The organism is Pyxidicoccus trucidator (assembly GCF_010894435.1).
GTDB classification, from domain to species: Bacteria; Myxococcota; Myxococcia; order Myxococcales; family Myxococcaceae; genus Myxococcus; species Myxococcus trucidator.
Genome location: NZ_JAAIXZ010000026.1, coordinates 49,012 through 75,326 on the forward strand (window position 1 = coordinate 49,012; position 26,315 = coordinate 75,326).

The window sequence follows — 26,315 nt, forward strand, 5'->3', positions numbered from 1 at the left end:
GTGAGTCCCCGGGCCCGGGCACCTCGCGCCGGAGGTGAGGCTGCTAGAGAATCGGGAAATAGGCTGCCTCGGTACGGGTTGCCTCGCCACAGAGCGGACAGGACAGCGTGAATCTCGACACCCCGCAGACCCCAGGCCCCGAGCTGCCGCCCCCGCCTCCCCCGCCCCCCTGGGCGCCGGCCTCCCGGGCCACGCCGGGCTCCCAGACGCTGGGGGTGGCGGCCCTCCTCTCCGAGGTGCGCACCCGCCAGCGCCGCAACCTGTGGCTGCAAGGGAGCATGCTGGGCCTCTCCGCGGCGGCGGTGCTGCTGGTGGCCGGTGGCTTCCTCGGACTGGCAGTCCCCCGTCTGGGTGGCTCCGTGCTGTGGCTCGCCCTCCCCGTCGGCGTCGCGGTGGCCTGCGCCTTCGGCCTGTGGCGCGCGAAGCAGCAGGTGGGCGACGACGTCCGCACCGCGCGGCTGGTGGGCCAGCGGCGCCCGGAGCTGTCGCTGGACGTGCTCGCCGCCGTCGAACTGAAGCGCCAGCGAGGCCCCGAGGCGGGCTGGTCCTCGGACCTGGCCGGCGCCTTCCTGGAGCAGATGGACACGCGGGTGCGCACCGTGGACGTGCGCTCCGTGGTGGACGGCCGCCCGGTGCGCCGCGCCGCGCTCGCCTCCGGTGGCGTCCTGCTGGCCCTGGCCGTGTTGATGGTGCTGCTGGGCGGGCGTTGGAGCGCCGGCCTGGCGCGCATCCGTGAGCTGGCCAGGAGCCCCCAGGCCCAGGCGCAGGTCGAGCCGATTACCGGCGACATCGAGCTGACGTACCGATACCCCGCGTACACGGGCCTCACGCAGCGCACCGTGCCCGGCACCAACGGAGAGGTGAGCGCCCCGGCGGGCACCGAGGTGGTGCTCAAGACGCGCTCGGACCGCCCCGTGGAGCGCGCGGAGCTGGTGGTCAACGGCCAGCCGCTGCCCCTCACCGTCGCCGGCAACCGGGAGTTGGAGGGCTCCTTCGTCGCGAAGCAGTCCGGCCACTACCGCTTCGTCTTCTATGGCCCGCGCGACAAGCTCCTCGTCACCGGCCCCGAAATCGCCCTCAACGTGGAGGCGGACAAGGCGCCGCAGGTGTCGCTGATGACGCCCGCGATGGAGCTGGAGGTGGACCCTGGCGAGAAGGTGACGCTCAAGTACGAGGCCACCGACGACTACGGCCTGTCCGGCCTCGCGCTCGTCTTCCGCACGCCCGGCACGACGAAGGAGACGCGTGTCCCGCTGCCGCGCGAGGACGGCCGCCGCAACCGCGCCACGCACACGTGGGACCTGGGCGCGCTCAAGGTCGACCCTGGCGACAGGATTACCTACTACGTGGAGGCGCAGGACAACGACGCGGTGGAGGGCCCGAAGAAGGGCGTCAGCCGCACGCAGGTGCTGCGCATCTACTCCGCCGCCGAGCACCGCCGCGCCGCGCTGGAGAAGGCCGAGCAGCTCTGGGGCCGCATGGTGGACCACCTCGCGGACCGCCTGGAGGGCCCGGACCGCGCGAAGCAGAAGGACCCGCAGGCCGTGGCCTCCGCCGCGTCCGTGGACACCAGCGGGCAGCAGTTGGTGACGGACATGCGCACGCTGGCCCGGGAGCTGGCGCGCGAGCGCGACGTGCCCACCGAGCTGGTCTCCGCGCTGAGCCACATCTCCGAGTCGCTCGGCAGCCACATCAACGGCACCGCCGACTTCCGCCGCCTCTACCTGCGCACCCAGCGCGCCCGGGGCGAGGACTGGGGCACCGGCAACCGCCTCACCTCCACCGTCAACGAGGAGATTGAGGAGCTGGAGAAGGACATCCTCTACCTGGAGTCGCTCATCGACCGGCAGAAGCTGGAGGCCCTGCAGGAGCTGGGCAAGCAGCTCGCCAACGAGCGGCGCGAGCTGGCCAACCTCGTCGAGCAGTTCAAGAACAACCCCGACGAGGAGGCCCGCCAGGCGGTGATGGAGCAGATTCAGCAGCTCAAGAATCGCATCAACGAGCTGATGCAGCGCATGGCGGAGATGCGCAAGGGCATCCGCGACGAGCACTACAACGCCGAGGCCCTCTCCGAGATGATGAAGGAGCAGGACATGCAGGGCGCGCTCGACGAAGTCGAGAAGCTCATGCGCGAGGGCAAGACGGAAGAGGCCCTGGCCAAGCTCCAGGAGCTCGGCATGCAGATGGACGAGATGCTCCAGAACCTGGACAAGGAGTCGAGCGAGCTCGGCTCCGAGCAGAACCCCGAGCTGGTGGAGAAGTTCGGCAAGTTCATGGAGGAGCTGCAGACCACGGTGCAGGAGCAGCAGAAGGTGGCGGACCAGACGCGCCAGCTGAGAGACCAGGCCCGCTCTCAGAACCGCGAGCGGCTGGCGGAGAAGGGCAAGGCCCTCAAGGACGAGCTGCTGCGCAAGGTGCAGCAGGCGCAGGAGGACTACAAGAAGCTCCAGCCCGAGCAGCTCAACAGCCGCGCCGCGCGTCCCCTGGAAGAGGCCCAGTCCGAGCTGCAGAACGTGGAGCAGGCGCTGAAGGTGAACGACTTCGACCTCGCGGCCGAGGCCGCCGCGCGCGCCGAGGACGCCGCCCGGCAGCTCTCCATGATGGGCGAGCAGCAGAAGCAGCTCGACGAGATGTTCGGCAACCCGCCCGAGGTGCGGCAGCAGTCCGCCAACCTCGCGCAGCGCCTGGAGCGCGACGCGCGCAACGTGGAGGAGGTCAACAAGCAGCTCCAGTCCCTCTTCCCGCCGCCGGGCTCGCAGCTGTCGCAGCAGGAGCGGCAGCAACTGCAGCAGCTCTCGCAGCAGCAGGGCGAGCTGGAGCAGCGCGCGCAGGGGCTGCGCCAGCAGATGGAGGAGATGCAGCAGATGGCGCCCCTCTTCGGTGAGGAGGCCACGCAGCAGATGGAGGGCGTGGGCCAGCGCATGGGCGAGGCCGCGCAGCGGATGCAGGGCAAGGACCCGGGCCGCGGCTACGGCGAGCAGCAGGCGGCGCTGGAGGGCCTGCGCCAGTTCCAGCGGCAGATGCAGGAGGGCCAGCGCGGCGGCAAGGGCGGCCTGCCCCTGCCCATGGGCGCGGGCTCGCGCCGCCAGGAGGGCAACGGGAAGGACCCGCGCAACGAGGTGGAGCTGCCCGACGAGGACGCCTTCCAGGCGCCGAAGGAGTTCCGCAAGGACCTGCTGGACGCGATGAAGCAGGGCGCGCCGGAGAAGTACCGCGAGCAGGTGAAGCGCTACTACGAGGAGCTGGTGAAGTGAGCCACGCCATGCCGAAGCACGAGTCTCCGCTGGCCGTGAGGGCCCTCTTCGCCGTGCTGGCCGTGGCCGTCTGCTGCCTGCCTCCGGCGGCGTGGGCGCAGGACGCCTCGCTCAAGGACGAGGTGAAGGACCGGCTGGGCCGCGTGGACCAGTCCCTGGACGACTGGGACCTCCCCGGCGCGAAGCGCGAGCTGGCCGAGGTGGAGCCGCTCGTCCCCGCCGAGCTGGAGCCGCTGAAGTACTACCAGGGCCGCCTGGCCTTCGAGGAGGGGCGCTACGAGGACGCGGTGTCCCTGCTGCAGGGCGCCAACATCGAGGACAAGCCGGGCAGCTACCTGCGGCTGGCCAAGGACACGCGCGACATCATCAAGAGGCACCAGCGCGCGGAGAGCGAGCACTTCATCTTCTTCTACCCGAACGGGAAGGAGGAGGTGCTCGTCCCCTACGCCCTGGAGACGCTGGAGGCCATCCACCGCGCCATGGCCGAGGACCTGGGCTGGACGCCGCCGGGCGGGAAGATTCGCGTCGAAGTCGTCAACAACGCGCGCGAGCTGGCGCGGGTGAGCACGCTGACGGAGAAGCAGATTCGCACCACGGGCACCATCGCCATCTGCAAGTTCAGCAAGCTGATGGTGACCAGCCCCAAGGCCGTGGCCCAGGGCTACGACTGGCAGGACACGCTGGCGCACGAGTACATCCACCTCGTCATCAGCCAGATGAGCCGCAACACCGTGCCCATCTGGCTGCACGAGGGCCTGGCCAAGTTCCTGGAGTCGCGCTGGCGCGGCAAGGGCGGCCTGGCCATGACGCCCTCCACGCAGGCCCTGCTGGGCAAGCGCGTGAAGGCGGACACGCTCATCCCCTTCGAGAAGATGCACCCGTCGATTGCGCTGCTGCCCACGGCGGAGGACGCGGCCGTCGCGTTCGCCGAGGTGTTCTACGCCATCGACTACGTGCACCAGACGAAGGGCTCCGCGGGGTTTCGCGCCATCATCCAGGAGCTGAAGGCCGGGCAGAAGGACCGCAAGGCGGTGGAGACGGCCACGGGCATGCCCTTCGCCCTCTTCGAGAAGGCGTGGCTGGCCCACATCAAGAAGCAGCCCTTCCCGCAGGAGCTGCTCCCGCGCGAGGAGCGCGTGGTGCTCAAGGAGGACGCCAAGGGCAAGGCGAAGGACGAGAGCGAAAAGAAGGGGCGGGAAATCTCCTTCGGCGACTTCGACAACGTGGAGGAGGTGCCGGCGCGCCGCTTCGCCCATCTGGGAGAGGTGCTGCGCGAGCGCAACCGGGTGAAGGCCGCGGCGGAGGAGTACGCCAAGGCCCACAAGCTGGTGGGCGACAAGTACGAGTCCATCTCCAACAAGTACGCGCTGGCGCTGCTGGAGCTGCGGCGGCTGGACGAGGCGGAGAGCGTGCTGCGCGGCAGCCTGCGCGTGTACCCGGGCTCGCCCTCCACCAACGTGCACCTGGGCCGCATCCTCGTGTTCCGCAAGGACTACCCGAAGGCGAAGACGGCATACCTGGAGGCCCTGGCCTCGGACCCGTTCGACCCGGAAATCCACCTGGCCCTCACGCGCATCCACGGCGAACTGGGCGAGTCGGCGCTGGCCACCCGCGCGCGCACAGCCGCCGTGAAGCTCACCAACCTCAAGCCCGAGCAGGTGGACCACGTGGCCCAGACCTTCCTCAAGGATGAGGATGAGCTGTCGGAGATGAATGTCTCCGCCGCCGGAGTCCCTGGCGGGGAGCAGCCGGCACAGCAGCAGCAGGCGCCCGACGCCGGACGCTGAGCCGGCGACGCGGGCGGGCAGCAGCCGTCCGGCCGAGCGCCCACCCATCCATGGGCGCTCCCCTGTCCGTGCGTAGCTTCAGGCGCGGGGGGGCAGGATGGAGCTCGACTCGCTCATCGCGCTGTCCGCGCAAATCATGGAGGTCGCGGGCGTGGCCGCCATGGTGCTGGGCGCCCTCCTGTCCCTGGTGCTGCTCGCGATGCGCGGGGGCCTGATGCGGGACGTGGCCTACCACCGCTTCCGACTCAACCTGGGTCGCGCGATTCTGCTGGGCCTGGAGTTCCTCGTCGCCGCCGACATCATCCGCACGGTGAGCGAGGAGCCCTCGCTGCGCGCCGTCCTCGTGCTGGGCCTCATCGTCCTCATCCGGACCTTCCTCAGCTTCACCCTCACCGTGGAGCTGGAGGGCCGCTGGCCCTGGCAGCAGCGCGAGACGGGCTCCAAGGCCGTGAATGGCCCCGGGGCTCCCCCCGCGTCGCCCCCGCGTGCCCCGTGAGGCCGATGAGGCGGAGCGCTCCATGCGGCATGGAGCGCTCCCAACCGAGACTGATGGGCAGGGCCACCGTTGGCCGGCGCACCCATGAGCCCTCCGAACGTGTGGTGCTTCACGGACCGCCGGTCCGGCGCATACGACTTGCCGCGACCTCGTTCCAAGGTGCGCGCCCGACAGCCAGGGGTTTCAAGACTTTCCGAAGTACGAAAGGAGAAGCACGACATGAAGCGCACCCTTCAGGGAATCATCGTCACGGCCTCGCTCCTCACCGGCGGTCTCGCCCTCGCCCAGGGCCCGGGCAGCCCGTCTCCCGGTCAGCCGATGAAGGCCGAGAAGGGCATGGGCGGCGACTTCAAGGGCTTCATGGCCCCCAAGGACGAGAAGGCGCTGCTGGACCAGCTGCACTACGCCAACCAGCAGGAAATCAAGCTCGGCCAGCTCGCCGAGAAGAGCGCCATGAATCCCGAGGTGAAGTCCTTTGCCAGCATGATGGTCAAGGACCACACCGCCATGGACCAGAAGCTCATGGACCATGCGAAGGGCAAGGGCCTGAAGGTCGCGGACATGCCGAAGCCGGCGAACGACCTGGAGAAGAAGATGATGGCCCAGGACAAGGCCAGCATGGAGGAACTCCAGGTGCTCAAGGGCGCCGCCTTCGACTCGGCCTACATGGCCGGCCAGGTCGCCGACCACGACGCCACGCTCGGCAAGGTGATGGCGTCGAAGCAGGCCATGCCCACCATGGACCCGCAGATGACGGCGATGATGCAGGAGCTCACCCAGAAGGTGCCCGCGCACCGCGAGCAGGCCTGGACCATCCTCGGCAAGCTGGACGACGGCATGGCCGTGGGCGGCTCCGGCACCATGGGCAGCACGGGCGGCAACATGGACCACGGCTCCATGGGCCACGGCTCCACGGGTGGCACGACGGCGCCCACCACGCCCGCACCGAAGAAGTAGCCCTCGTCACCTCGGCAATACGGGCGCGTTTTCGCCTCATGACACCCCGCGCCTCCTGGTGATTCCGGGGGGCGCGGCTTCGTTGCATGATGCCGCGCCATGATGCTCCGGACCCTGACCCTGGCCACCGCGCTCACCCTCGGCTCGCTGCTGACGGGCTGCGCGAACGACGCGGACTCCATCTGCGACAAGCGGCAGAACTGCTTCGACGACGACATCGACACCGGCGCGTGCGCCGAGCGCGTCGAGGAGTGGGTGGAGGAGGACGACGAGGACGACCGCCGGGAGCGCGTGGAGAACTGCGCTCGCTGCATCGACGACCGCACCTGCGCGGAGGTCCTCGAGAACTGCATCGACGAGTGCTTCGACATCCCGTCCTGAGTCGCGCCGACGCTCCTGCGCCGCTCGGGAGGCGTACCGGGGCCCGCGCCTGAAGCGGGGCCCCGGCGGGCGTGACTCACGCCGCTACTTGCGCGTCCACTGGTCCAGCCAGGCCAGCACCTCGTCGTGCCACTGCACGCTGTTGGCCGGCTTCATCACCCAGTGATTCTCGTCGGGGAAGTAGAGCAGCTTCGAGGGGATGCCCTTGCGCTGCAGGGCGGTGAAGGTGCCCATCCCCTGCGTCTCCACCACGCGGAAGTCCTGGCCGCCGTGGATGACCATCATCGGCGTCTTCCACTTCGCCACGTGGTTGATGGGGCTGTGCTTGCCGTAGCCCTCGGGGTTCTCCCAGGGCGTGCCCTTGTGCTCCCACTCGGGGAACCACAGCTCCTCCGTGTCGAAGTAGCCCATGCGCTCGTCGAGGATGCCGTCGTGGTTGACGAGGCACTGGAAGCCGTCCGGCCAGTTGCCGGCAATCCAGTTGATCATGTAGCCGCCGTAGCTGGCGCCCAGCGCGCACCCGCGCGTCTTGTGGATGAAGGGGTAGCGCTCCCGGGCGGCGGCGAGGCCCTTCTGCAAGTCCTCCAGCGGCTTGCCACCCCAGTCATCGCGGATGGCGTCGGTGAAGGCCTGCCCGTAGCCGGTGGAGCCGTGGAAGTCGACCATGACGGCCACGTAGCCACGCGCCGCGTACGACTGCGGGTTCCATCGGTAGTGGAAGTGGTTGCCGAAGGAGCCCTGCGGGCCGCCGTGGATGAGGAAGGCCAGCGGGTACTGGCGCTTCGCATCGAAGTCCACCGGCTTCACCACCCAGGCGCGCACCGTCTCGTTGTTCCAGCCGGGGAACTCGAACTGCTCGAAGGCGCCGAAGCGGATGCGGGCCAGGTGCTCCTGGTTCACCTGGGTGAGCTGACGCGAGCCGGTGCCGTCCGCGTTCATGACATGCAGGTCCGCGGGCGAGTCCAGGTCGTCATGCACGTAGACGACGCGGCCTCCGGCGGCGGGCTGCGGGGAGTCGTCGGTGCCGTCCTTGGTGAGCTGGCTCACCTTGCCGCTGGCCACGTCCAGCGCGAAGACGGGCTGCAGGCCGAGGTGGTTGGCCACCGCGTAGAGCGTCTTGCCGTCCGCGCTCCACGCGAGGGCGGAGGCGGAGCGGTCCCACTCCTCGGCGAGCACGCGCTCCTGGCCGCCCGGCCAGGCACGGAGGATGACGCGGTAGCGGTCCGCCTCGTAGCCGGGACGCGACATGGCGAGGTACGCCAGCGTCTTGCCGTCCGGGCTGAAGACGGGGCTGGTGTCGGTGGCGCGGTTCTTCTCGGTGAGCTTGCGCGGCTTCGCCTTGCCGTCCACGGGGGCGAGGAAGAGGTCCAGGTCCGTGGACCAGGACTCGGCGCGGCCCACGTCGCGAGCGGTGAAGACCACGCTCTTGCCGTCCGGGGTGAAGGTGAACTCGTCCGCGCCGCCGAAGGGCTTGGAGGGGCTGTCCGCGTCCATGCCCTTCATCACGTCCACGGGCGTGCCGCCGGCCACGGGGACGACGAACAGGTGCGAGCGCTTGCCCTCCTTCCACGTGTCCCAGTGCCGGACGAAGAGCTTGTCGTAGCTGCGGCCGGTGGCCTTCTTCTTGGAGCGCTCGACCTCACGCTGGGGGGAGCACTCCAGGTTGGGGCAGTCGGGGAACACCTCCAGGGCGACGGCCAGCTGGCTGCCGTCGCGGGACAGGCGGAAGGCGCCCACGTCGAGGGGGAGCTTCGTTACTTGAAGCGGCTCGCCGCCGTCCACGGGCAGGCGCCACACCTGCGAGGAGCCGCCGCGCGAGGAGAGGAAGAAGAGGCTCTTCCCGTCGGGGGCCCAGATGGGCTCGGAGTCCGCGTCCGGGTGCGAGGTGAGCTGGCGTGGGGCGCCCTCGGCGTCGAGGTGGGCGAGCCACAAGTCCGTGCGCCCGCGGTTGGCCTCCATGTCGGTGGTGCGCAGGACGTAGGCGAGCTGCTTTCCATCCGGGGAGACGCGCGGGTTGCTCAGCCGGCGTAGGGTGACCTGGTCCTGGATGGTGTACGGCTGGGGCCGGGCCGGCGCGGGTGCAGCGCCAAGGGCCAGGGCCGCGATGAGCGACAGCGGCAAGGTGTTCCTCCTGGGTGGGCCCGCGTCCGCCCCACGAGGAGTCAGGGCGCGGGAGTGCGTTCGGGAGTGGACGCTGCCCGCTCCCCCGAGCGCTGTCCACCTCGCGTCACAAGGACCGCGCGTGACGCGCCCTGGGCCGGTGCGTCACGTCCACGGCCGCACACCGCGCCTTCACGTAGGCATGACGGCGCGAGGCGAGGGTGTTAGAGCCATGGGCATGAGCGACCCTGTCATCGTCCGCGTCTGGTCCGACTTCGTCTGACCCTGGTGCTACGTCGGCCTCGTGGAGGTCGAGAAGCTGAAGAAGGAATATGACGTCCAGGTGGACTGGCGTCCGTTCTTCCTGCGCCCGGAGACCCCGCCAGAGGGCCTGCCCCTGCCGGCCTACGTGCGCGAGAAGATGAAGGACCCCAACAACCCGCTGAAGCGCCGCGCGGCCGCGGCCGGGCTGACCATGGTGGAGCGGGAGGTCATTCCCTCCACCCGGCGTGCCCACCAGGCCGCGGAGTACGCCCGAGAGCACGGGAAGCTGGAGCCCTTCAACGCCGCCATCCTCCGGCGCTACTGGAGCGAGGGCCAGGACCTGTGGCAGTGGGACACGCTCCGGGGCGCGGCCCAGGAAGCCGGGCTGAATCCGGACGACGTGCAGCGCGCCGTCGAGGAGGGCCGCTACAAGGAGGCCGTGGAGGACTCCGTGCGTCAGGCCCATGAAATGGGCATCAACGCGGTGCCTACCTTCATCCTCGGCGACAAGTTCGGCCTCCAGGGCGCCCAGGAGTACTCCGTCTTCAAGCAGGCGATGCAGCGGCTGGGCGTGCAGCCCCGCGCCACGCCCTGAGCGTTCCTGGTGCCCCGGGGGGCTTTCCTGTCCCCGGGGAGTCGCTTAGGAATGGGGCGCGATGACCACCGCGTCGGGCGATGCCCGCTTCCAAATCGAAGTCGTCAAGCTGCTGCTCCAGGTCGCCACCAGCGATGACCGCGTCACGCGCGAGGAAATCGAGCACGTCGTGGACACCGCGCGCGGCATGAGCGTGCCTCTGGAGGAGCTTGCCGCGATTACCCGGTGCCTGAAGAACGGCGAGCCGCTCCCCGCGCCGAACCTGGGCGTGCTGCGCGCCAATCCGGACGCCGTCATCCAGTCGGCCCGGACGCTGATGGCCAGCGACAGCCACGTGCATGGGGACGAAATCGAGATGCTGCGGCAGCTCCGCGAGCTGCTCGGCGTCACGCGCTGACTCGTCCTCCGAGGCCCCGGGCTCACGCCTTCACGGCCCGGGCGGCGTGACGGCTCACAGTCCCTTGAGCAGCACCAGCATCCGGCCCAGCGTCTCCGCGCCGCCCTTCCCCGCCAGGCCCTGCGCGAGCGAGTGCAGCTCCGGCGCCTGCTCCACGTGCTTCGCGATGACCTGGAAGCACTCCACCGCGGCGGCGTCGAGCCGGGCCCGCGCCTCCCCGGTGTCCCCTGCCCCGCCCTCGCACAGCGCCACCACCGCCGGGTGCCCGAAGAGCGTCCACCGCAGCACCGCCGCGCGCAGCGTCAGCCGGAACACGTAGTCCAGCAGCGTGGGCGCATCGGTGAACGGGTGGCGCAGCCAGTGGTTCACCGCGTGGTGACGGAAGTACTGCTCCACCCGCTCGGCCAGCGCCGGGTGCAGCCGCTCGCGCCGCTCCGCATGGATTCGCCACGCCGCGTCCGGTACCTCCGCGCCGCCGTAGGACGTGAGGACCGTACGCACCAGCGTGCTGAACCGCTCGCTCCGGACGGAGCCCAGGCGGGCCCTGAGCACGGTGGCGCAGATGCCGGCCCACGGCCCTCCGGGCAGCGACAGTGAAGTGAAGCCCTCGTGCAGCTCCGCCAGCGTCTCCGGCAGGGTGAAGGAGCGCAGCACGTCGGAGAGCAGGGCCGCGGACTCCCCGTCGAACGCCTCTGTCCCGCGGAAGTAGAACCCGTCCACCCGGAGCGCGAGCTGCCCGAGCGCGAACAGCCGCGAAGCAAACGGAAGCTCCCGCCGCTGGAGCAGCGCCACCGCCGTCGCGCGCACGGCCTCCGCGTGCCGCGTCCACGCATCCTCCGCGTCGCCTCCGAGCCGCCGCGCGACTTCCGGGCGCACGGCCACGTCCTCGGAGACGGGCACGGGCTCCACGCCGTCCTCCGCGAGCAGGCACAGCCGAGCCACCTCCGGGCACGCGAGCGAGCCGACCACTTCCAGCCGCTCACCCCACCGCGTGGCCACACGTGGGAAGGTGGCGCAGGCATCCGGCAGGACGGCCTCTCCGTGCGCGCGGTGGAGCGAGCACAGCTTGCGCTCATCGAGGAACGTGCAGTGCCCGTCCTCGCGCTTCGCGATGACCCCAGCCTCCGCGCCGGGGCCGCTGCCTTCATCCGGCCGGATGAGCGCCTCCACCCGCGCCGCGTCCGGGCCACCCGCCACCGTCTCGCGCAGCCGCTTCCAGCGCGCCTCGCTGACGGTGACCACGAGCCCCGCGCAGCAGGTGTCCTCGCAGGAATCCGCGAGGCACCTGAAGCGCGTCATGTAGCGGGGCGCAGAGGCCGTCATGGCGCGCGGGCTACTTGCGGCCCAGCGCCTTCTTGACGAAGCCCCAGAAGCCGCCGGCGCGCTCCTTGAGGTCGGCGCCGCGCCGGTCCTCCGCCGCCTTGACCGACTCCTTGCTCACCTGGAGCTGCTTCTGCAGCTCCTCGGGCGAGTAGCGCGTGGCCAGCGTGGCCTTCACTTCCTTGCGCGTGGAGTACTCGCGCGCCTCCACGTGCAGCACGCACTCGGAGTCGAGCTTGATGGTGACGGCGACGCGGACGGAGCCCTTGGGTCCCCGGGGCAGGCCCTCGATTCGCACCGTGCCCAGGTACTCGTTGGCGGAGATGTGGTTGTCCTCGCCCTGGAAGATGGACAGCTCGAGGAACTCCTCGTTGTCCTTCGTCGTGTTGATGGCGAAGGAGCGCTGGGCAGGCAGCGGGCTGTTGCGCTCGATGACGCGCTTGAAGGCGCCGCCGGGCATGGCCACGCCCACCGTCATCGGCAGCACGTCGATGAGCACCACGCTGCTCACCTTGTCCACCGAGCCCGAGTACAGCGCCGCGCCCAGGGCCACCGCCTCGTCCGCGTTGACGCTGGCCTGCGGCCCCTTGCCGAACAGCTCCTTCAGCTTGTCGCGCACCATGGGCATGCGGCTCATGCCGCCCACGAGGATGATGTCGTCCACCTCGGAGGCCTTGAGCTTCGCGTCCAGCAGCACGTCGCGCACCACGTCCACGGTGCGGCTGAGCAGCGGGTCGCAGATCTTCTCCAGCTCCGGCCGCGTGAAGACGACGCGCAGGTCCCGGGGCCGCCCCGCCGCGTCCATCATCAGCATGGGGATGTGGACCTCGAAGCTGGCGCGCTCGGAGAGCGCCATCTTCGCGCGCTCGGCCGCGTCGCTCACGCGCGACAGGGCGATGCCGTCGCCGGTGAAGGCGATGCCCTCCTTCTCCTGGAAGCGCGCGAGGAGGAAGTCGACGATGAGGTTGTCGAAGTCGATACCGCCCAGGAAGATGTCGCCGCCGGTGCCGAGCACCTCGAAGACGTTCTTCTCGATTTTGAGGATGGTGGCGTCGAAGGTACCGCCGCCCAAATCGTAGACGAGGACCTTCTTGTTCAGCTCGCGGTTGAGGCCGTAGGCGAGCGCCGCGGAGGTGGGCTCGTTGAGGATGCGCTCCACCTTGAGTCCCGCGAGGATGCCGGACTTGCGGACGGCCTCACGCTGCGGCTCGGAGTAGTACGCGGGCACCGTCACCACCGCGCGCTCCACCTTCTGGTTGAGGTGGGCCTCCGCCATCTCCTTGCACTCGCGGAGGATGATGGCCTGCACCTCCTCGAGCGACAGGACGTTTTCGCCGAGCAACACGGCCGCGCGGCCCGCGGCATCGGGGACGATTTCGTAGTGGAAGCGCTCGCGGACCTGGTTCACCACGGCGCTGTCGTAGGGACGGCCCACCAGTCGCTTCGCGCCGTAGATGGTCTGCTGCGGGCGCAGCACGAGCTGGTTCTTCGCCCGGTGGCTGACGAGCAGCTTGTTCTGCGCGTTGAGCGAGATGACGGAGGGGATGGTGTTGTAGCCCTCGCGCGAGCGCAGCACGACGGGCCGTCCGTTGCTGAGCAGCGCCACGCACGAGTTGGTGGTGCCCAGGTCGATGCCGATGACCGGCCCCGTGCCGGCGACCTGCCCCGGCGGCGACAGGAAGACGAGTCGGGGCAGGCCGCGCTCGTCCAGCGGGGGCGCGACGGGCGCCTGCTTCGCCGCGGCCGGGCTGAGCAGCGTGGGCATGCCCACGGGCTCGGGCGCGCGAGGCGCCTCACGGCGGACGTTGGGCAGGGACGGCGCGGCCGGAGGCGCGGGAGGCGGCGCGACAGGCGCGGGCCGGGGCGCCTGGGCCGCCGCCGGAGGAGGCGGAGGCGGCACCGGAGCGGCCATGGGCCTGGGCGGAGGAGGCGGCGCCTTGGCGGCGGGCGCGGGCGTCGGGCTCCCGAACTCGAACGCGTCGACATCCTCCGACATGTCCAGGTCGAACTCGATGCTGCCACCCGAAGCGCGGGCCGCGGGGGGCGCCGGAGGTGGCGTCACCGGCGCAGCGGGCGCTGCGCGAGGCGGAGGGGGGGCCTCGAGGGGCGCCTCCTCCATGGCGTCGGACAGGTCCAGGTCGAACTCGAAGCTACCGCCCGAGCGGGCCGCGGCGGGCGCCGGAGGCGGAGCCACGGGAGCCGGTGCAGCGCGAGGAGGCGGAGGCGGGGCGGCGCGAGGCGGCGGCGCCACGGGTGCCTCTTCCACGGCGTCGCCCAGGTCCAGCTCGAACTCCAGGGCTCCACCCGAGGTGGGGGGAGGCGGCGGAGGCGGAGCGGCGCGGGGCGGCGGGGCCGCAGCGCGGGGCGGCGGCGGCGCCTCTTCCACGGCATCGCCGAAGTCCAGCTCGAACTCCAGGGGCGCGCCCGAGGGCGGAGGGCCCGAGGAGGACGGCTCGAGCTCCACCGTGAAGCCGACCTCGATGGGCGGCTCGTCGAGCGGCTCGCCCAGGGCCACGGGCGTGCCGGTGACAGGGGCCTCCATCTCGAACTCGAACCCGGGCAGCGGCTCGTCCCCGTCCGGGGGCGAGGGTGGAGGCGGGGTGCTCGCGATGAGCTCGTCGAGCGGGATGTCCACGTCGTCCTCCGCGGGCGGAGGCGGCGCGAAGGCCATGGCGGCCGGGAAGGGCGCGGGCGTCCGGGGCTCGGCGACGGGAGGCGGGAAGTTGAACGGCTCATCCGCGACAGGCGCCTCGGGCCCCTCCGAGGACTCCAGGTCATCGAAGAGCGAGTCGAGCGCCATGCCCCCCGCCGCGCGCGGAGCAGATGCCGGAGCCACCGGGGGCGCGGGGGCAGGCCGCACCTGCGCGGGAGCAACCCTGGGCGCCACGGCGGGGGCGACGGCGGGAGCCACGGAAGGGGCCACCAAGGGAGCCACGGAAGGCAGCGACGGAGCGACGGAAGCGACGGCGTCCGGCTTGCGTTGGAGCATCATGTCGACGAGCGCGCGGCTCGCCGTGTCGAGCTCCTCGAACTGGAGTCCCATGCCGGGAGGCCCGGACGGGTCTCCGACTTCGCGGACCCAGCGCACCAGGGCGGCGCCGCGCAGCACGCGCACGCCCCCGGCGATCTGCACCTCGAACTTGACGGGTGTCCCCACGGGCTGTGGGGTGCGCGAGCGGATGAACATCCCGCCCGGGCTCAGGTTTGTGGCGAACTCTTCAGCGAAGCTCCCCACGGTTTCATGCTTGAGCTTCACCAGCAGACCCACTGCTTTGCGGTCCGTGGTGCGCCTGCCTTGATCCATAGCGCCTGACCATCGCGGTACGGGCCGCTCCGCTCAAGAGGGTTTTGACCCCTCGGCTGGCCGCTCGGCGAATGGACGACACCAGGTACGCCTGTGACCTACCTGCACCTTCCTATATCCTGATGGCCTTCGCAGGAGCCCTCGCATGAGCACAGCCACCCTCACCGCCCCCGCTCCGGCCCGCACGGGCTGGCTGGTGGACCGGCGGCACGACCTGATTTCCACCGTGGGCGGAGTGGCCGCGAGCTTCGCCCTGGTCGGGCTGCATGTCTGGGGTGGCATCAGCAGCCTGGTGCTGTGGTGGGCATGGGTGCTGGCGCTCGACGGACCGCACCTCTTCGCGACGGTGTCGCGCACCTACCTGGACGCGCGCGAGTGGCAGACGCGGCGCCGGCTGCTGCTGGGGAGCCTGGGGTGGTTCGCGGCGGGGCCGCTGCTCTTCGGCGTGTCGGCGCTGCTGGGGACGAAGGTGCCCTTCGTGGTGTTCCTCACGCTGTCGTCGCTGTGGGCGTACTGGCACGTGGTGCGGCAGCACTACGGCATCATGGTGCTGTACCAGCGCAAGGGGGGCGAGTCGTCGCCGCTGGACCGGCGGCTCGACAGCGTGACGCTGTACACCGGGCTGCTGGCGCCGTTCGTGGCGTTCGCGGTGACACACCCGACGGCGCGCAAGCAGCTGGGGCTGGTGGGAGCCCCCACGTGGGAGCCGGTGGTGGCGGGGGCGTGCTTCGCCGTCGTGCTGGCGCTGGTGCTGCTCCATGCGGCGCGGCAGGTGCAGCGGGCCCGCACGGGGCTGCGGGTGAACGGGCCGAAGCTGCTGATGATGGGCGCGGCGCTGGGGCTGACGGCGGTGGTGTTCTGGCCGTCGGTGTCGGCGCGCATGGACTTCGTCATGTTCGCGGTGGCGGTGACGGCGTTCCACAACGTGCAGTACCACGGCGTGGTCTGGTTCTATCACCGCAACCGCTACCACGCGGCCGGAGTGGACCCGGCGCCCTTCGGCCTGGCGCCGAGGGTGAGCCGGCGCTTCATCATCTACGCGGCATGCGGGGTGGTGTTCACGCTGCTGTATCGCGGGCTGGGCTGCGGCTTCGGCGCGCACCCGGGCTGCGGCGGCTTTGACTTGCGGATGCCGCTGGCGGCGGGGCTGACGCTGAGGGATTTGGTGGGGGGCTTCATCTGGGGCTTCGCCCTCCACCACTACTACCTGGACCAGAAAATCTGGCGCGTGAGCCGGGACGCGGGGCTGAACAAGGATTTGAAGCTGGGCACGGCGTCAGCGTAGGGGCTGCCGCCTGCCCTACCGCCGAGCCAGCGCCTGGGACCGGACATCCCGTGACGTAAGCCACTGCGAAGCGGAACGCAGGTGCTACCCTGCGCCCCGATGAAGCGTTTCATTCTCTTCGTGTGCGTGGTCGTCGTACTGCTGGCCGTGGGCGGCACCGGTGCCTTTCTCTGGGCCGAGGGTCAGGTGCAGAGCACCATGGCGCCTCCCGGAGCGGCCCCGGTGGAGTTCACCGTCCCCAAGGGCACGTCCGGGCGCGGCCTGGGCTCGCTGCTCGCCTCCCAGGGGCTCATCCGCGATGCGCGCATCTGGCGCTGGCACCTGTTCCGCCGTGGCGCCTTCGCCCCCAAGGCCGGGCGCCATGAGGTCAGCCCCTCCATGACGGTGGCGGAGCTGGCCACCGCGATGGAGGGCAACCCCATCCCCGAGGACGTCCCCTTCGTCGTGGTGGAGGGCTGGCGCCTGCGCGACACCGACGCGGCGCTCGTGGCCGCGGGCTTCATCACTCCCGGCGCGTACATCGCCGCGGCCAGCAACCCCGGCAAGTTCACCGCCCCCTTCCCCCTGCCCACCGCGGGCACGCTGGAGGGCTACCTCTACCCGGAGACCTACGGCATCCTGCCGGGGAAGCTGGACGTGCAGGCGCTCATCCAGCGCCAACTGGACGCTTTCGCCGCGCGCTTCTACGCGCCCAACCGAGAGGCCATCGCCAAGAGCGGCCGCACGCTGCACGAGGTGGTGGTGATGGCCTCCATGCTGGAGCGCGAGGAGCCCGTCCCCGCGCAGCGCCCTCTGGTGGCCGGCATCCTCTGGAAGCGCGTGGACAAGGGCTTCCCGCTCGGCGTGGACGCGACGTCCCGCTACGAGCTGGCGCAGTGGAACGACCGCGTCGCCTTCCTCAAGCGCCTGCGGGACACGCAGGACCCGTACAACACCCGGCACCGTAAGGGCCTGCCGCCGAGCCCCATCGGCGCGCCCACCGTCGCCTCGCTCCAGGCGGCCATGGAGCCGAAGCCGAGCGAGTACTGGTACTACCTGCACGACGCCCAGAAGATACTGCGCCCCTCGCGCAACGCGGAGGAGCACGAGGCGCTCCGCAAGAAGTACAACGTGTACTGAGAGGGGACGCGGCCCGCGCCCTGAAGACAGGCGTGGGCCGCAAACCGGAGCCACCGTGCGAGGTGAGCGTCCGCGCCGGAGTCAGCGCCCCTGGAACCCCGAGCCGCCGCGCGAGGTGGGCGCCCGCGCCGACGGAGTCAGCGCCCCTGGAAGACGGGGGCCCTGCGCTCCGAGGCGGCGGCGAGTCCCTCGCCCAGGTCCGCGCTCCCGTAGCTCTCCGCCTGGAAGCGCGCCTCCTCCTCCAGCGCCGTCCGCAGCGCGGCCCGGTCCGGAGCCAGCCGCTGCTTCAGTGCGTGCGTGGCCAGCGGGGCGTTGCCGGCAATCTGCGTGGCCAGTGCCCGGGCCCGCGCGAGCACCCCGCCCGCTGGCGCCGCCTCCAGCGCCAGCCCGAGCCGCACCGCCTCCTTCCCGTCAAAGCGCCGTCCGGTGAGGAGCAGCTCCGCCGCGGCCTGCGCACCGGCCCGCCAGGGCACGAAGTACGTCGCGCCCATGCCGGGGTGCAGGCCCAGCTGGACGAAGTTGAGCGCGAGCTTCGCGTCCTCGCCCACGACACAGAAATCACACGCGAGCGCCACGCACAGGCCCGCGCCGATGGCCGGCCCGTCCACCGCCGCCACGGTGGGCATGGGCAGCTCCAGCACGCTCAGGTAGCGCGCGTAGAAGTCGAGCATGAACGTGCGCGCCTCCTCGAAGGAGGCCTTGCGCAGCCGCTCCAGCATCTTCAAGTCGCCGCCAGCGGAGAACGCTCCACCGGCGCCGGTGAGGACCACCGCCCGCACGTCGCGGCGCTCGCGAAGGGCTTCCACGCGGGCCCGCAGCGCGTCCCCCAGCTCGGGAGTCATCACGTTGCGGCGGGCGGTGTCATTCAGGGTGAGGGTGGCGACGGCACCCTCCACCTCCAGCAGGACGTCAGCGGCAGGAGCGGACATGGGCGCGCACTGTACGCTCAGGCTCGCAGCACGGTCACCTTGCGCCCGGAGGGCGCCTGCGCCTGCTCGAAGCGGGTCCTCGACTCCGTACCTCCAGCCTCCGGCCGGCGGTCGAAGACCACGAGCACGCCCTCATCGAGCCCCAGTCGCTCCAGGTACTCATCGAGCTGGGTGAGGCCCTTCTCCAGTGGGTCCTTCTCCCCCTCGCGCCACACCTTCAGCTCCAGGGCATGACGTTGCAGGCGACGCTGGCCGTTCTCCTCGTAGGGCCAGCGCACCAGCAGGTCGATACGCCCGCGCCCCACGCCGTACTCCCGGTCCACCTGGCCGCCGCCATTCACCACCCGCTGGAGGAAGGCCATGAGCACGAGCTGAGGGGCCACCTCATGGTAGGTCATCCCGGCGGCCAGCACCTCGCCGTGCTCGCGCCAGAAGTCGGCGAACTCCCGGAGAATCCGCGCGAAGTCCAGCCGGCCATCCGGCAGGATGAAGCTCCTGGGAACGACCACCACCTTGGGCTCGGCGTTGCCAGCCAGCACCCGGGCGATCAGCTCCTGGTAGATGGGGTTGGCTACCCGCACCGGGTCATTCGGAGCGCACAGACCCAGGTCCCGGGTGTACTGGAGGTCGTCCTGATAGCTGTCCCCGCCTCCCGCAAAGGTGCCCGCCAGCACAGGCTCCAGGATGGCGCGGACCCGAGGCTCACGCAGCTTGTCGGTGAGGCTGTCCAGGTGCGTCTCGCGGCGCGCAATCAACACCGCTCTGGCCCGCTCCACATCTTCACGGCGGATGGGCTGGGCACGGTCGGGGACCAGCTCTTCCACGGCCACCTTGGCCAGGGCGTTGACGAGCCACGGCTGCCCTTGGGTGGACTCGAAGGCCAGCGCCAGGGCCTCAGGCTCGAAGCGTTGACCGGTCTCGGCGGTGTGCTGGGCGTAGAGCTCGACAACCTCCCCTGCGGTGAAGCTGCGGAGGGTGAGCGAGCGCACCTTGATGTTGAAAGGGCTCGCGGTGCCCAGGTGCTCGCGATCTTCAGCGGCGACCTTGTAGTCGCGCACGTCCCTCAGGCCGATGAGGGCCATCGAGGAGGGGAAGTACGTGGGGCGCCTGGGGTAGCCACTGCGAAGCTGGCGCAGCACGCTGAGCAGCGTCACGTCTCGCAGCGCGTCGACTTCATCAAGGAAGACAACCAGGGGCCTGGGTGCTGCCTCGGCCCAGGCGGTGAGGGCCGAGCTGATACGACTGCCAGGGGGGGCGTCGGGGAAGGGTGGAGGCTGAAGCTCAGGAGGCAGTTGATGGAGTGCATCCTTCCGCCACTCCTCGAGCACCGCGAGCTCAGCGGTCCCGACGTCCTGGGGAAAGGGGTTGCCCATCTCCATGGACACAAGCACCGCGACGTGTTGGCCTTCGGCCGTCAGTTCCCATGCGAGCGAGCGCAGTGCAGTTGTCTTGCCCACCTGACGGGGGGCATGGACGACGAAGTAGCCCTCCTGGTCAATGAGGGAGCGCAGTTCGGGCAGGCGCCGGAGTGCCGGCAGCATGTAGTTGCGGTCCGGGCGGCACGGGCCAGCGGTGTTGAACCAGCGGGGCATGGCGCTCACCCTGTAACCGCCGGAGGGCGGGGCGCAAGAGGGACTTGCGGCCCCGGTGACTTCGCAACCCTCCTGCCCCGCCCTGAGCGCCTACGGCACCACGAGCCGCAGGAACGCGTCCTGGTTCCACGCGTTGCCCGCGCCATCGCGCTGCCACCCCGTCACGGCGAGCCCCTTCCCGGGCACCACCGCCATCCCCGCCGCCGAGAGCGAGCACTGGCCGCTCTCGCACACGGCCACCGGCAGCCGCTGCTCGTCCCGCCAGGCCCCATCGGCGCCATACCGCGTGAGCACGTTGCCGCACGCCACCGCCACCGTGCCCTCACCGTCCACCGCCACCGCCGGCCCCACCTCCGTCACCGGGCCACACGCCGGCTGCTTCAGCCAGCGCTCGTCCCCATCCGCCCCCGCCGTGAGCACGTACGGCCCCGACGTCCCCAGCGAAGCCTCGCCCCACACCATCAGCCCCGTGAAGTCGCCAGCCACCGCCACCGCGCCATCCGCGCCCACGGCCACCGAGGTGACGCGCCCCTTCGCACCCGGCACCTCGCGGCCCCACGCCAGCTTCCCGTCCTCGCCGAACGCGAGCACCACGAAGCCGCGCACGCCCACGGTGCCGAACGTCTGGCCATCCACCTCCAGCGTGTCCGACAACTGCCCCGCGAGCACCGACAGCCCGGAGGGCGTCACCGCCACCGCCTGCAACAGCGTGCCCTCCCCCACCCCCGCGAAGCGCCGCGTCCACCGCACGGCGCCGTCCGCGCCGTAGCGCGTGAGCACCGGGTCATGCGCCCCGGCCGTCCACTCCTCGCCCGCCGCCAGCACTCCGCCCGCCGCATCCGCCGCCACGGCGTACACCTTCTGCCCCACCCGCCGCTGCCACACCGCCTCGCCGGCCGGGGAGAACTTCACCAGGAACCCGTCCTGAGCCTCGCCCAGCCCGAAGTCCGCCGAGTACAGGAACGCATTGCCCGTGAGGAACACCGCCCCGTCGCTCCCGGGGGACGCCGCTACCCGCGTCTCGGACAGGCGGTTGCGGAGGAACTCCTTCGACCAGCGCGCCTTCCCATCCGCCGCATACCGCGTCAGCGTCAGCGAGAGCTTCTCGCCTTCCACCGAGTCACGGTCCTCGTCCGAGCGGGGCGTGCTCGACACCACCACCACCACGTCCCCGTCACGCCCCACGGCCACGCCCGTGCCGCTATCGTCCTGGGGGCCCCCCACCACCTGGGTCCACGCCCGTCCGCGAGGCCGCTCCGGCAAGGGGATCTCCCCTGCCGTGGGCGGCTGCGTGGCCGTGCCCGGGTCTCCAGAGTCTCCAGGAAGGGAGGGAGCCGCCTCCTCGCCGGGCTGCCCGTCCCCAGCCAGGGAGGCCGCATCAGCGCCGTTCCCGCCACACCCCGTCCCCATCCACAGCAGGGCCACCGGCAGAAGCCCCAGCCAACGGTTGCCAACTCGCTCTGACCGCATGTGCTCTCCAAGGAGCCCGCTCCCGTCTACCGGGGGCAGGGCCTTGGGAACCTAAGCAGCGTGTTCGGGGGGCGGCATTCCCCCGCCCTCGGAGGCGGCGCTACATGCCCGGAGGGCGTGCAGGCGGCCGGTACGGAAGTCCTCCTGTACCCCGACGTGCCGGAATGTACGGCAGCGGAATAGGTCTACGCCCCAACGGTTGCCAGCGCACGCCTCGGCCACTCTCGTGGCGGAAACCGTTGGTCCCCGCGCCGCCCCGAATTAAGAGAACCCTTCCATGGAAAGCGCCGCCCCTGCCCCACGCCCCGTGCCCGACGCCTCGAGCGACGACCTCCGCGCCGTCGAAGAGCTCGCCCAGGCCCGCAACGAAATCGTCGGTCAAATCGAGAAGCGCGTCGTCGGCCAGCGCGAAGTGGTGGAGCACCTGCTCATCTCGCTCTTCGCCCGCGGCCACTGCCTCTTCGTCGGTGTGCCCGGCCTGGCCAAGACGCTCCTCATCTCCACCCTGGCGGACGTCCTCAACCTGTCCTTCAACCGCATCCAGTTCACCCCGGACCTGATGCCGTCGGACATCACCGGCACGGACATCCTCGAAGAGGACCGCACCACCGGCCGGCGCACCTTCCGCTTCCTGCAGGGCCCCCTGTTCGCGAACATCATCCTCGCGGACGAGGTGAACCGCACCCCGCCCAAGACGCAGGCCGCGCTGCTCCAGGCCATGCAGGAGTACCGCATCACCGCGGGCGGCCGCACCTACCCGCTGGATTTGCCCTTCCTCGTCTTCGCCACCCAGAACCCTATCGAGCAGGAGGGCACGTACCCGCTGCCCGAGGCCCAGCTCGACCGCTTCATGTTCCTGGTGGACGTGGGCTACCCCACCGCCGAGGAGGAGGTGCAGATTGTGAAGAGCACCACCGGCGGCCCGCAGCCCAAGCTGGAGAAGATTCTCTCCCCCGAGCGCATCCTCGCCCTCCAGGAATTGGTGCGCCGCGTGCCCGTCCCGGACCACGTGGTGCGCTACGCGGTGGAATTGGTGCGCCACACGCGTCCCAAGGAGCCGGGCGCGCCGGACTTCATCGCGAAGAATGCATCCTGGGGTGCCGGTCCTCGCGCGAGCCAGTACCTGGTGGTCGCCGCCAAGGCGCGCGCCATCCTCAACGGCCGCTTCGTGGCCACCGTCGAGGACGTGCGCGCCCTCGCCCGCCCCGTGCTGCGCCACCGCGTGCTGCCCAACTTCACCGCGGAGAGCGAGGGCATCACCTCGGTGAAGCTCATCGACCAGCTCCTCACCGTCGTGAAGGGCTAGGCGCGCGCGCACCATGCTGCTCGACGCCCAGACGCTGGCCCGCCTCCGGGGAGTGAAGCTGCGCGCCCGCGCGGTGATGGAGGGCGTGCTGTCCGGCCTCCACAAGAGCCCCCATCAGGGGCAGAGCGTGGAGTTCGCCGAGCACAAGGAGTACGCCCCCGGCGACGAGCTGCGCCACCTGGACTGGAAGGCGTACGGCAAGTTCGACAAGTACTACGTCAAGCGCTACGAGCACGAGACGAACCTGCGCGCCGTCATGGTGGTGGATGCCTCCGCCTCCATGGGCTACAGCAGCGGCGCGCTGAGCAAGCTGGAGGTGGCCACCACGCTGGCGGGCGCGCTCTGCTACCTGCTGGTGCGCCAGCAGGACGCGGCGGGCCTGGCGCTGATGGTGGGCGGAAAGTGGCGGGACGTGCCGCCGCGCGCGTCCGCGGGCCACCTCAACGTGCTGCTGGAGACGCTGGAGTCCACCCTGCCCAACGGCGCCACGGACCTGGGCAGCGCGGCGGACCACCTCGCGGAGGTGCTGCCCCGCCGCTCCACCGTCATCGTCCTCACCGACTTGCTGGACGAGAAGCAGGACGCGCTCAAGCGCATCCTCGCGCTGCGGCAGCGGAAGAACGATGTCTCCGTGTTCCACCTGGTGGACCCGGCGGAGCTGACGTTCCCCTTCGATGACCCCACGCTGTTCCTCGACATGGAGGGCGAGGGCCGCATCGAGGTGAACCCCCGTGAAATCAAGGAGAGCTACCTGGAGGAGTTCAACGCCTTCCTCGCGAGCGTGAAGGCGGCGTGCGCCGAGGCGGACGTGGACTACGAATTGGTGCGCACCGACGAGAAGCTGGACGACGTGCTGCTGCGCTACCTGGCGCGGCGCGGGAGGCGCGGGTGACGTTCGGCAATCCGTGGATGCTGCTTGGCGCGCTGGGCGCCCTCATCCCCCTGCTGGTGCACCTGTTCGACCGGCGCCGTCCGCGTCCGCACCCCTTCGGTCCGCTGGCCTTCGTGCTGCGCAGCCAGAAGCGCACCGCCAGCCGCCTCAAGCTCAAGCGCCTGCTGCTGTACGCGCTGCGCACGCTCATCCTCCTCGCCATTCCGCTGGCGCTGGCCCGGCCGGAGTGGCGCCGCGACACGGCCACGGCCCTGGTGGTGAAGGGCCCCGCGGCCACGGCCATCATCCTGGACGCGTCGCTGTCCATGCGCTGGTCGGACGGCACATCGCTCTTCGAGCGCGGCCGGGACGAGGCGCGCGACGCACTCAAAGACTTGCTCCCCGAGGAGCCCGCCACGGTGCTGGTGTGCACGGAGTCTCCGTCCGCGCCCCCGCCGCCCGGGTTCGACCGAGGCCGGCTGCGCGGGCTGGTGGACGAGGCGAAGCCGACCTACGGGGCGGCGGACCTGTCGCGCTGCATGGACATGGCGGCGCGGGCGCTGGAGGAGAACCCCATGCCGGGCAAGCGCCTGGTGGTGGTCTCCGACATGACGGCCGGGGCGTTCCGGCTGGAAGCGCCGCCGCCCACGGTGAAGGGCCCCACGGGCGCGCCGGTGAAGCCGGAGGTGGTGCTGCGCGACGCGGCCGAGGGCCGGGACGTGCTGAACAACCACGCCATTGTCGACCTCAAGGTGGAGCCCGCGCTGCAGGCGGGGCCTCGTGCGTTCCAGTTCACCTTCACGGTGCGCAACTTCGGCGCGGAGGCAGTGAAGGATTTGGAGGCGGCGGTCCGCGTGGGCGAGACGACGCTGGCCAAGGGCTTCGTGGACGTGCCGGCCGGAGGCACCACGCAGAAGGCGCTGACGGTGCGCTTCCCGCAGGGTGGCACGGTGGTGGGACAGGTGACGCTGGCGCCGGACGCGCTGGTGGAGGACGACCGACGCGCCTTCGTCCTACCGGTGCCCCGGGCGCTGAAGGCGCTGGTGGTGAACGGCTCTCCGCATGCGACGCGCTACCGGGATGAGGCCTTCTTCGTGGACGCGGCGCTCACGGCGCCGGGCTCGCCGGTGGAGGTGGCCACGCGTGACGCGGAGGTGGGGCTGCGCGAGGACTTCTCCGCGTATGACCTGGTGCTGCTGCTCAACGTGGCGGCGCCGGGTGCGGACGATGCACGGCGGCTGGCGGAGTTCGTGGAGAACGGCGGCGGCCTCTTCATCAGCATGGGCGACCGGGTGAACACCGAGGAGTACAACGAGCGGCTGAGCGCGGTGCTCCCGCGTCCGCTGCGCCTGGTGCGCACCAGCGCCGAGCGCGATGACCCGGACGCGGAGACGAAGACGGCGCGGCTGGCGAAGGTGTCGGTGGAGCACGTCCTCTTCTCGCCCTTCACAGGCCGGGCGGAGGAGGGGCTCATCGGGGCGCGCTTCTTCAAGTACATGCTGCTGGAGGCGGACAACCCGGGCTCACCGGGTGCGAGCCAGGTGCTGGCCACGTACGAGGACGGGGCTCCGGCGGTGGCGGTGATGCGCAAGGGCAAGGGGCGCGTGGCGCTGCTGACCAGCACGGTGGACCGCGACTGGAGTGACTTCGCGATTCGCACGTCCTTCCTGCCGCTGATGCAGCGCTTCGCCGCGTACCTCACGGGCTCGCTGGAGGAGCGCGAGGAGATTCGCGTGCGCGTGGGCGAGGGAGCGACGCTCCGGCCCGAGGGCACGCAGAAGGTGACGGCGGTGCGGGCACCGGACGGCAGCGAGGTGCCGGTGAAGGAGCAGCCGGACGGCTCGCTGGTGGCGGGCCCGGTGGCGGAGCCGGGTGCGTACTCGGTGCTGGGCGCGGACGGCAAGGTGGTGCCGGCCCTGTCCTTCGCCGCCTCGCTGGACCCGGTGGAGAGCGATTTGGGCCGCGTGCCCCAGGATACGCTCACCGCATACTTCGGAGAGGAGACGGTGAAGGCGTCCACGGGGGACTCGGACAAGCCGTCCGTGCCGCTGTGGACATGGCTGATTCTGGCCGCGTGCCTGGCGTTCTTCTTCGAGGGCACGCTGCTGCGGAAGTAGCGGGGCTCCCTGACTCGGGGAGCCGCTGCTTCAGCCGCGTGGGGCCTTGACCGGTGGCGCTGTCGCCACCTCTGTGAACACCACGTCGCTCACGCCACAGCCCTGCGCGACCTCGACGAATCGCTCGCTCGCGAGGATGTACATGGAGTTGTCTTCCAAGCGAAACACGTCGAGGTCGGTCGGTAGTGACGCGGCGTCAACCCAAGGGGCGGGGTGCACACGCACATCCTCTCGGCCGCAGAGAGCACAGGGTGGTGCCGGGTCTGGCAGGTAGCAGTCAGGGTGCAGCCGCCCTCTAGAGTGAAGATGCAGTTCGAAGAGAGCCGGTGTTGGAGGCTTCTTGAACACCGGCGACACCGGAACGATGTCCCGCAGCCGCTCTGCCTGGAAGGTCCGCAGTGCGTCCTCCCGGACAAGGAGCCCCCAAAGGAACTCCAGGGTCAGCGGTCCGAAGCGCCCTCTGGCTGTGCCATGAAGAGGCCCAAACATGGTACCTGGCTGCACCAGTGTACCGGGTGGGCAGATGGTGCTCACCAGCTCCGCGAGGCGCTTGTACTCGGCAAGCGGCTCAGGGCGGAGCACCTCCAGCGCTCGGCGCTCCGAAAGGCCGCTGACGTCGATGGCCGGATATGACGTAAACCCGCTCCAGGTAGCGCCACACCCGGGGCAATCCGCAATACCGGGCAGCCCCCAGCGTCGCTGCACACGGCAGGTACCGGTCCAGGTCCGGGGGACCAGGTAGTGTGGCTCCGAGAGTTTGTAGTAGCGCAC

General features: G+C 70.7%; 18 protein-coding genes and 1 pseudogene. 12 read left to right on the forward strand and 7 right to left on the reverse strand.

Annotation, left to right across the window (positions count from 1 at the left end):
• Window positions 1-107 precede the first annotated feature (107 nt).
• The 5 genes from G4D85_RS43740 to G4D85_RS43760 all read left to right on the forward strand — a co-directional run bounded on the left by G4D85_RS43740 (window position 108) and on the right by G4D85_RS43760 (window position 6,875).
• Window positions 108-3,254 (forward strand): DUF4175 family protein, encoded by a 3,147-nt coding sequence (locus G4D85_RS43740; RefSeq protein WP_164020236.1) that lies wholly within the window; start codon window positions 108-110, stop codon window positions 3,252-3,254.
• Window positions 3,255-3,262: 8 nt separating this feature from the next.
• Complete coding sequence (locus tag G4D85_RS43745; RefSeq protein WP_164020333.1) at window positions 3,263-5,041, forward strand: peptidase MA family metallohydrolase; 1,779 nt, start codon at window positions 3,263-3,265, stop codon at window positions 5,039-5,041.
• A 97-nt stretch (window positions 5,042-5,138) separates the two neighbouring features.
• The gene (locus G4D85_RS43750) at window positions 5,139-5,537 is read left to right on the forward strand and encodes a DUF1622 domain-containing protein (protein ID WP_164020237.1); all 399 of its coding nucleotides are present in this window, start codon (window positions 5,139-5,141) and stop codon (window positions 5,535-5,537) included.
• A 219-nt stretch (window positions 5,538-5,756) separates the two neighbouring features.
• Window positions 5,757-6,494, forward strand: a complete 738-nt coding sequence (locus G4D85_RS43755; RefSeq protein ID WP_205525971.1) for a DUF4142 domain-containing protein — start codon at window positions 5,757-5,759, stop codon at window positions 6,492-6,494.
• A gap of 99 nt (window positions 6,495-6,593) precedes the next feature.
• Window positions 6,594-6,875 (forward strand): hypothetical protein, encoded by a 282-nt coding sequence (locus tag G4D85_RS43760; protein WP_240359860.1) that lies wholly within the window; start codon window positions 6,594-6,596, stop codon window positions 6,873-6,875.
• Window positions 6,876-6,959: 84 nt separating this feature from the next.
• On the opposite strand, the gene G4D85_RS43765 is transcribed toward G4D85_RS43760, so the two are convergent.
• Window positions 6,960-8,996: a S9 family peptidase gene (locus tag G4D85_RS43765; RefSeq protein ID WP_164020238.1), complete on the reverse strand. Its 2,037-nt coding sequence runs from the start codon at window positions 8,994-8,996 to the stop codon at window positions 6,960-6,962.
• Window positions 8,997-9,270: 274 nt separating this feature from the next.
• Between G4D85_RS43765 and G4D85_RS43770 the strand changes: the two are divergent.
• Window positions 9,271-9,834, forward strand: a pseudogene (locus G4D85_RS43770) (DsbA family oxidoreductase); the annotation flags it as partial.
• Window positions 9,835-9,895: 61 nt separating this feature from the next.
• Entirely contained in the window at window positions 9,896-10,231 is a 336-nt protein-coding gene (locus G4D85_RS43775) for a tellurite resistance TerB family protein (protein WP_164020240.1), read from the forward strand.
• Window positions 10,232-10,285: 54 nt separating this feature from the next.
• Here G4D85_RS43775 and fliB read toward each other — a convergent pair whose 3' ends face one another.
• Complete coding sequence (gene fliB / locus G4D85_RS43780) at window positions 10,286-11,554, reverse strand: flagellin lysine-N-methylase (RefSeq protein WP_164020241.1); 1,269 nt, start codon at window positions 11,552-11,554, stop codon at window positions 10,286-10,288.
• 10 nt (window positions 11,555-11,564) lie between these two features.
• A complete protein-coding gene (locus tag G4D85_RS43785) occupies window positions 11,565-14,855 on the reverse strand; it encodes a TIGR02266 family protein (RefSeq protein ID WP_164020242.1) in 3,291 nt (1,096 codons plus the stop codon).
• Between the two features lie 145 nt (window positions 14,856-15,000).
• On the opposite strand from G4D85_RS43785, the gene G4D85_RS43790 reads away from it, so the two are divergent.
• Complete coding sequence (locus G4D85_RS43790) at window positions 15,001-16,140, forward strand: hypothetical protein (RefSeq protein ID WP_164020243.1); 1,140 nt, start codon at window positions 15,001-15,003, stop codon at window positions 16,138-16,140.
• Between the two features lie 99 nt (window positions 16,141-16,239).
• Entirely contained in the window at window positions 16,240-17,259 is a 1,020-nt protein-coding gene (gene mltG / locus G4D85_RS43795; protein WP_164020244.1) for an endolytic transglycosylase MltG, read from the forward strand.
• A gap of 137 nt (window positions 17,260-17,396) precedes the next feature.
• On the opposite strand, the gene G4D85_RS43800 is transcribed toward mltG, so the two are convergent.
• From G4D85_RS43800 to G4D85_RS43810, 3 genes are all read right to left on the reverse strand, one after another.
• On the reverse strand, window positions 17,397-18,188 hold the full coding sequence (locus G4D85_RS43800) for an enoyl-CoA hydratase/isomerase family protein (RefSeq protein WP_164020245.1): 792 nt from the start codon (window positions 18,186-18,188) through the stop codon (window positions 17,397-17,399).
• A 17-nt stretch (window positions 18,189-18,205) separates the two neighbouring features.
• Window positions 18,206-19,780 (reverse strand): P-loop NTPase family protein, encoded by a 1,575-nt coding sequence (locus tag G4D85_RS43805; RefSeq protein ID WP_164020246.1) that lies wholly within the window; start codon window positions 19,778-19,780, stop codon window positions 18,206-18,208.
• A 90-nt stretch (window positions 19,781-19,870) separates the two neighbouring features.
• Complete coding sequence (locus tag G4D85_RS43810) at window positions 19,871-21,250, reverse strand: hypothetical protein (protein ID WP_164020247.1); 1,380 nt, start codon at window positions 21,248-21,250, stop codon at window positions 19,871-19,873.
• 277 nt (window positions 21,251-21,527) lie between these two features.
• On the opposite strand from G4D85_RS43810, the gene G4D85_RS43815 reads away from it, so the two are divergent.
• The 3 genes from G4D85_RS43815 to G4D85_RS43825 are packed head-to-tail and all read left to right on the forward strand — an operon-like array spanning window position 21,528 to window position 25,544.
• Window positions 21,528-22,556, forward strand: coding sequence for an AAA family ATPase (locus G4D85_RS43815; RefSeq protein ID WP_164020248.1), 1,029 nt, complete (start codon window positions 21,528-21,530; stop codon window positions 22,554-22,556).
• A 13-nt stretch (window positions 22,557-22,569) separates the two neighbouring features.
• Window positions 22,570-23,448, forward strand: coding sequence for a DUF58 domain-containing protein (locus tag G4D85_RS43820; RefSeq protein WP_164020249.1), 879 nt, complete (start codon window positions 22,570-22,572; stop codon window positions 23,446-23,448).
• Window positions 23,445-25,544, forward strand: a complete 2,100-nt coding sequence (locus tag G4D85_RS43825) for a BatA domain-containing protein (protein ID WP_164020250.1) — start codon at window positions 23,445-23,447, stop codon at window positions 25,542-25,544. Before G4D85_RS43820 ends, G4D85_RS43825 begins: the two co-directional genes overlap by 4 nt.
• A 30-nt stretch (window positions 25,545-25,574) precedes the next feature.
• On the opposite strand, the gene sitI6 is transcribed toward G4D85_RS43825, so the two are convergent.
• Window positions 25,575-26,315 carry a SitI6 family double-CXXCG motif immunity protein gene (gene sitI6, locus G4D85_RS43830; protein ID WP_164020251.1) on the reverse strand — a complete coding sequence of 247 codons (741 nt, stop codon included), beginning with the start codon at window positions 26,313-26,315 and terminating at the stop codon, window positions 25,575-25,577.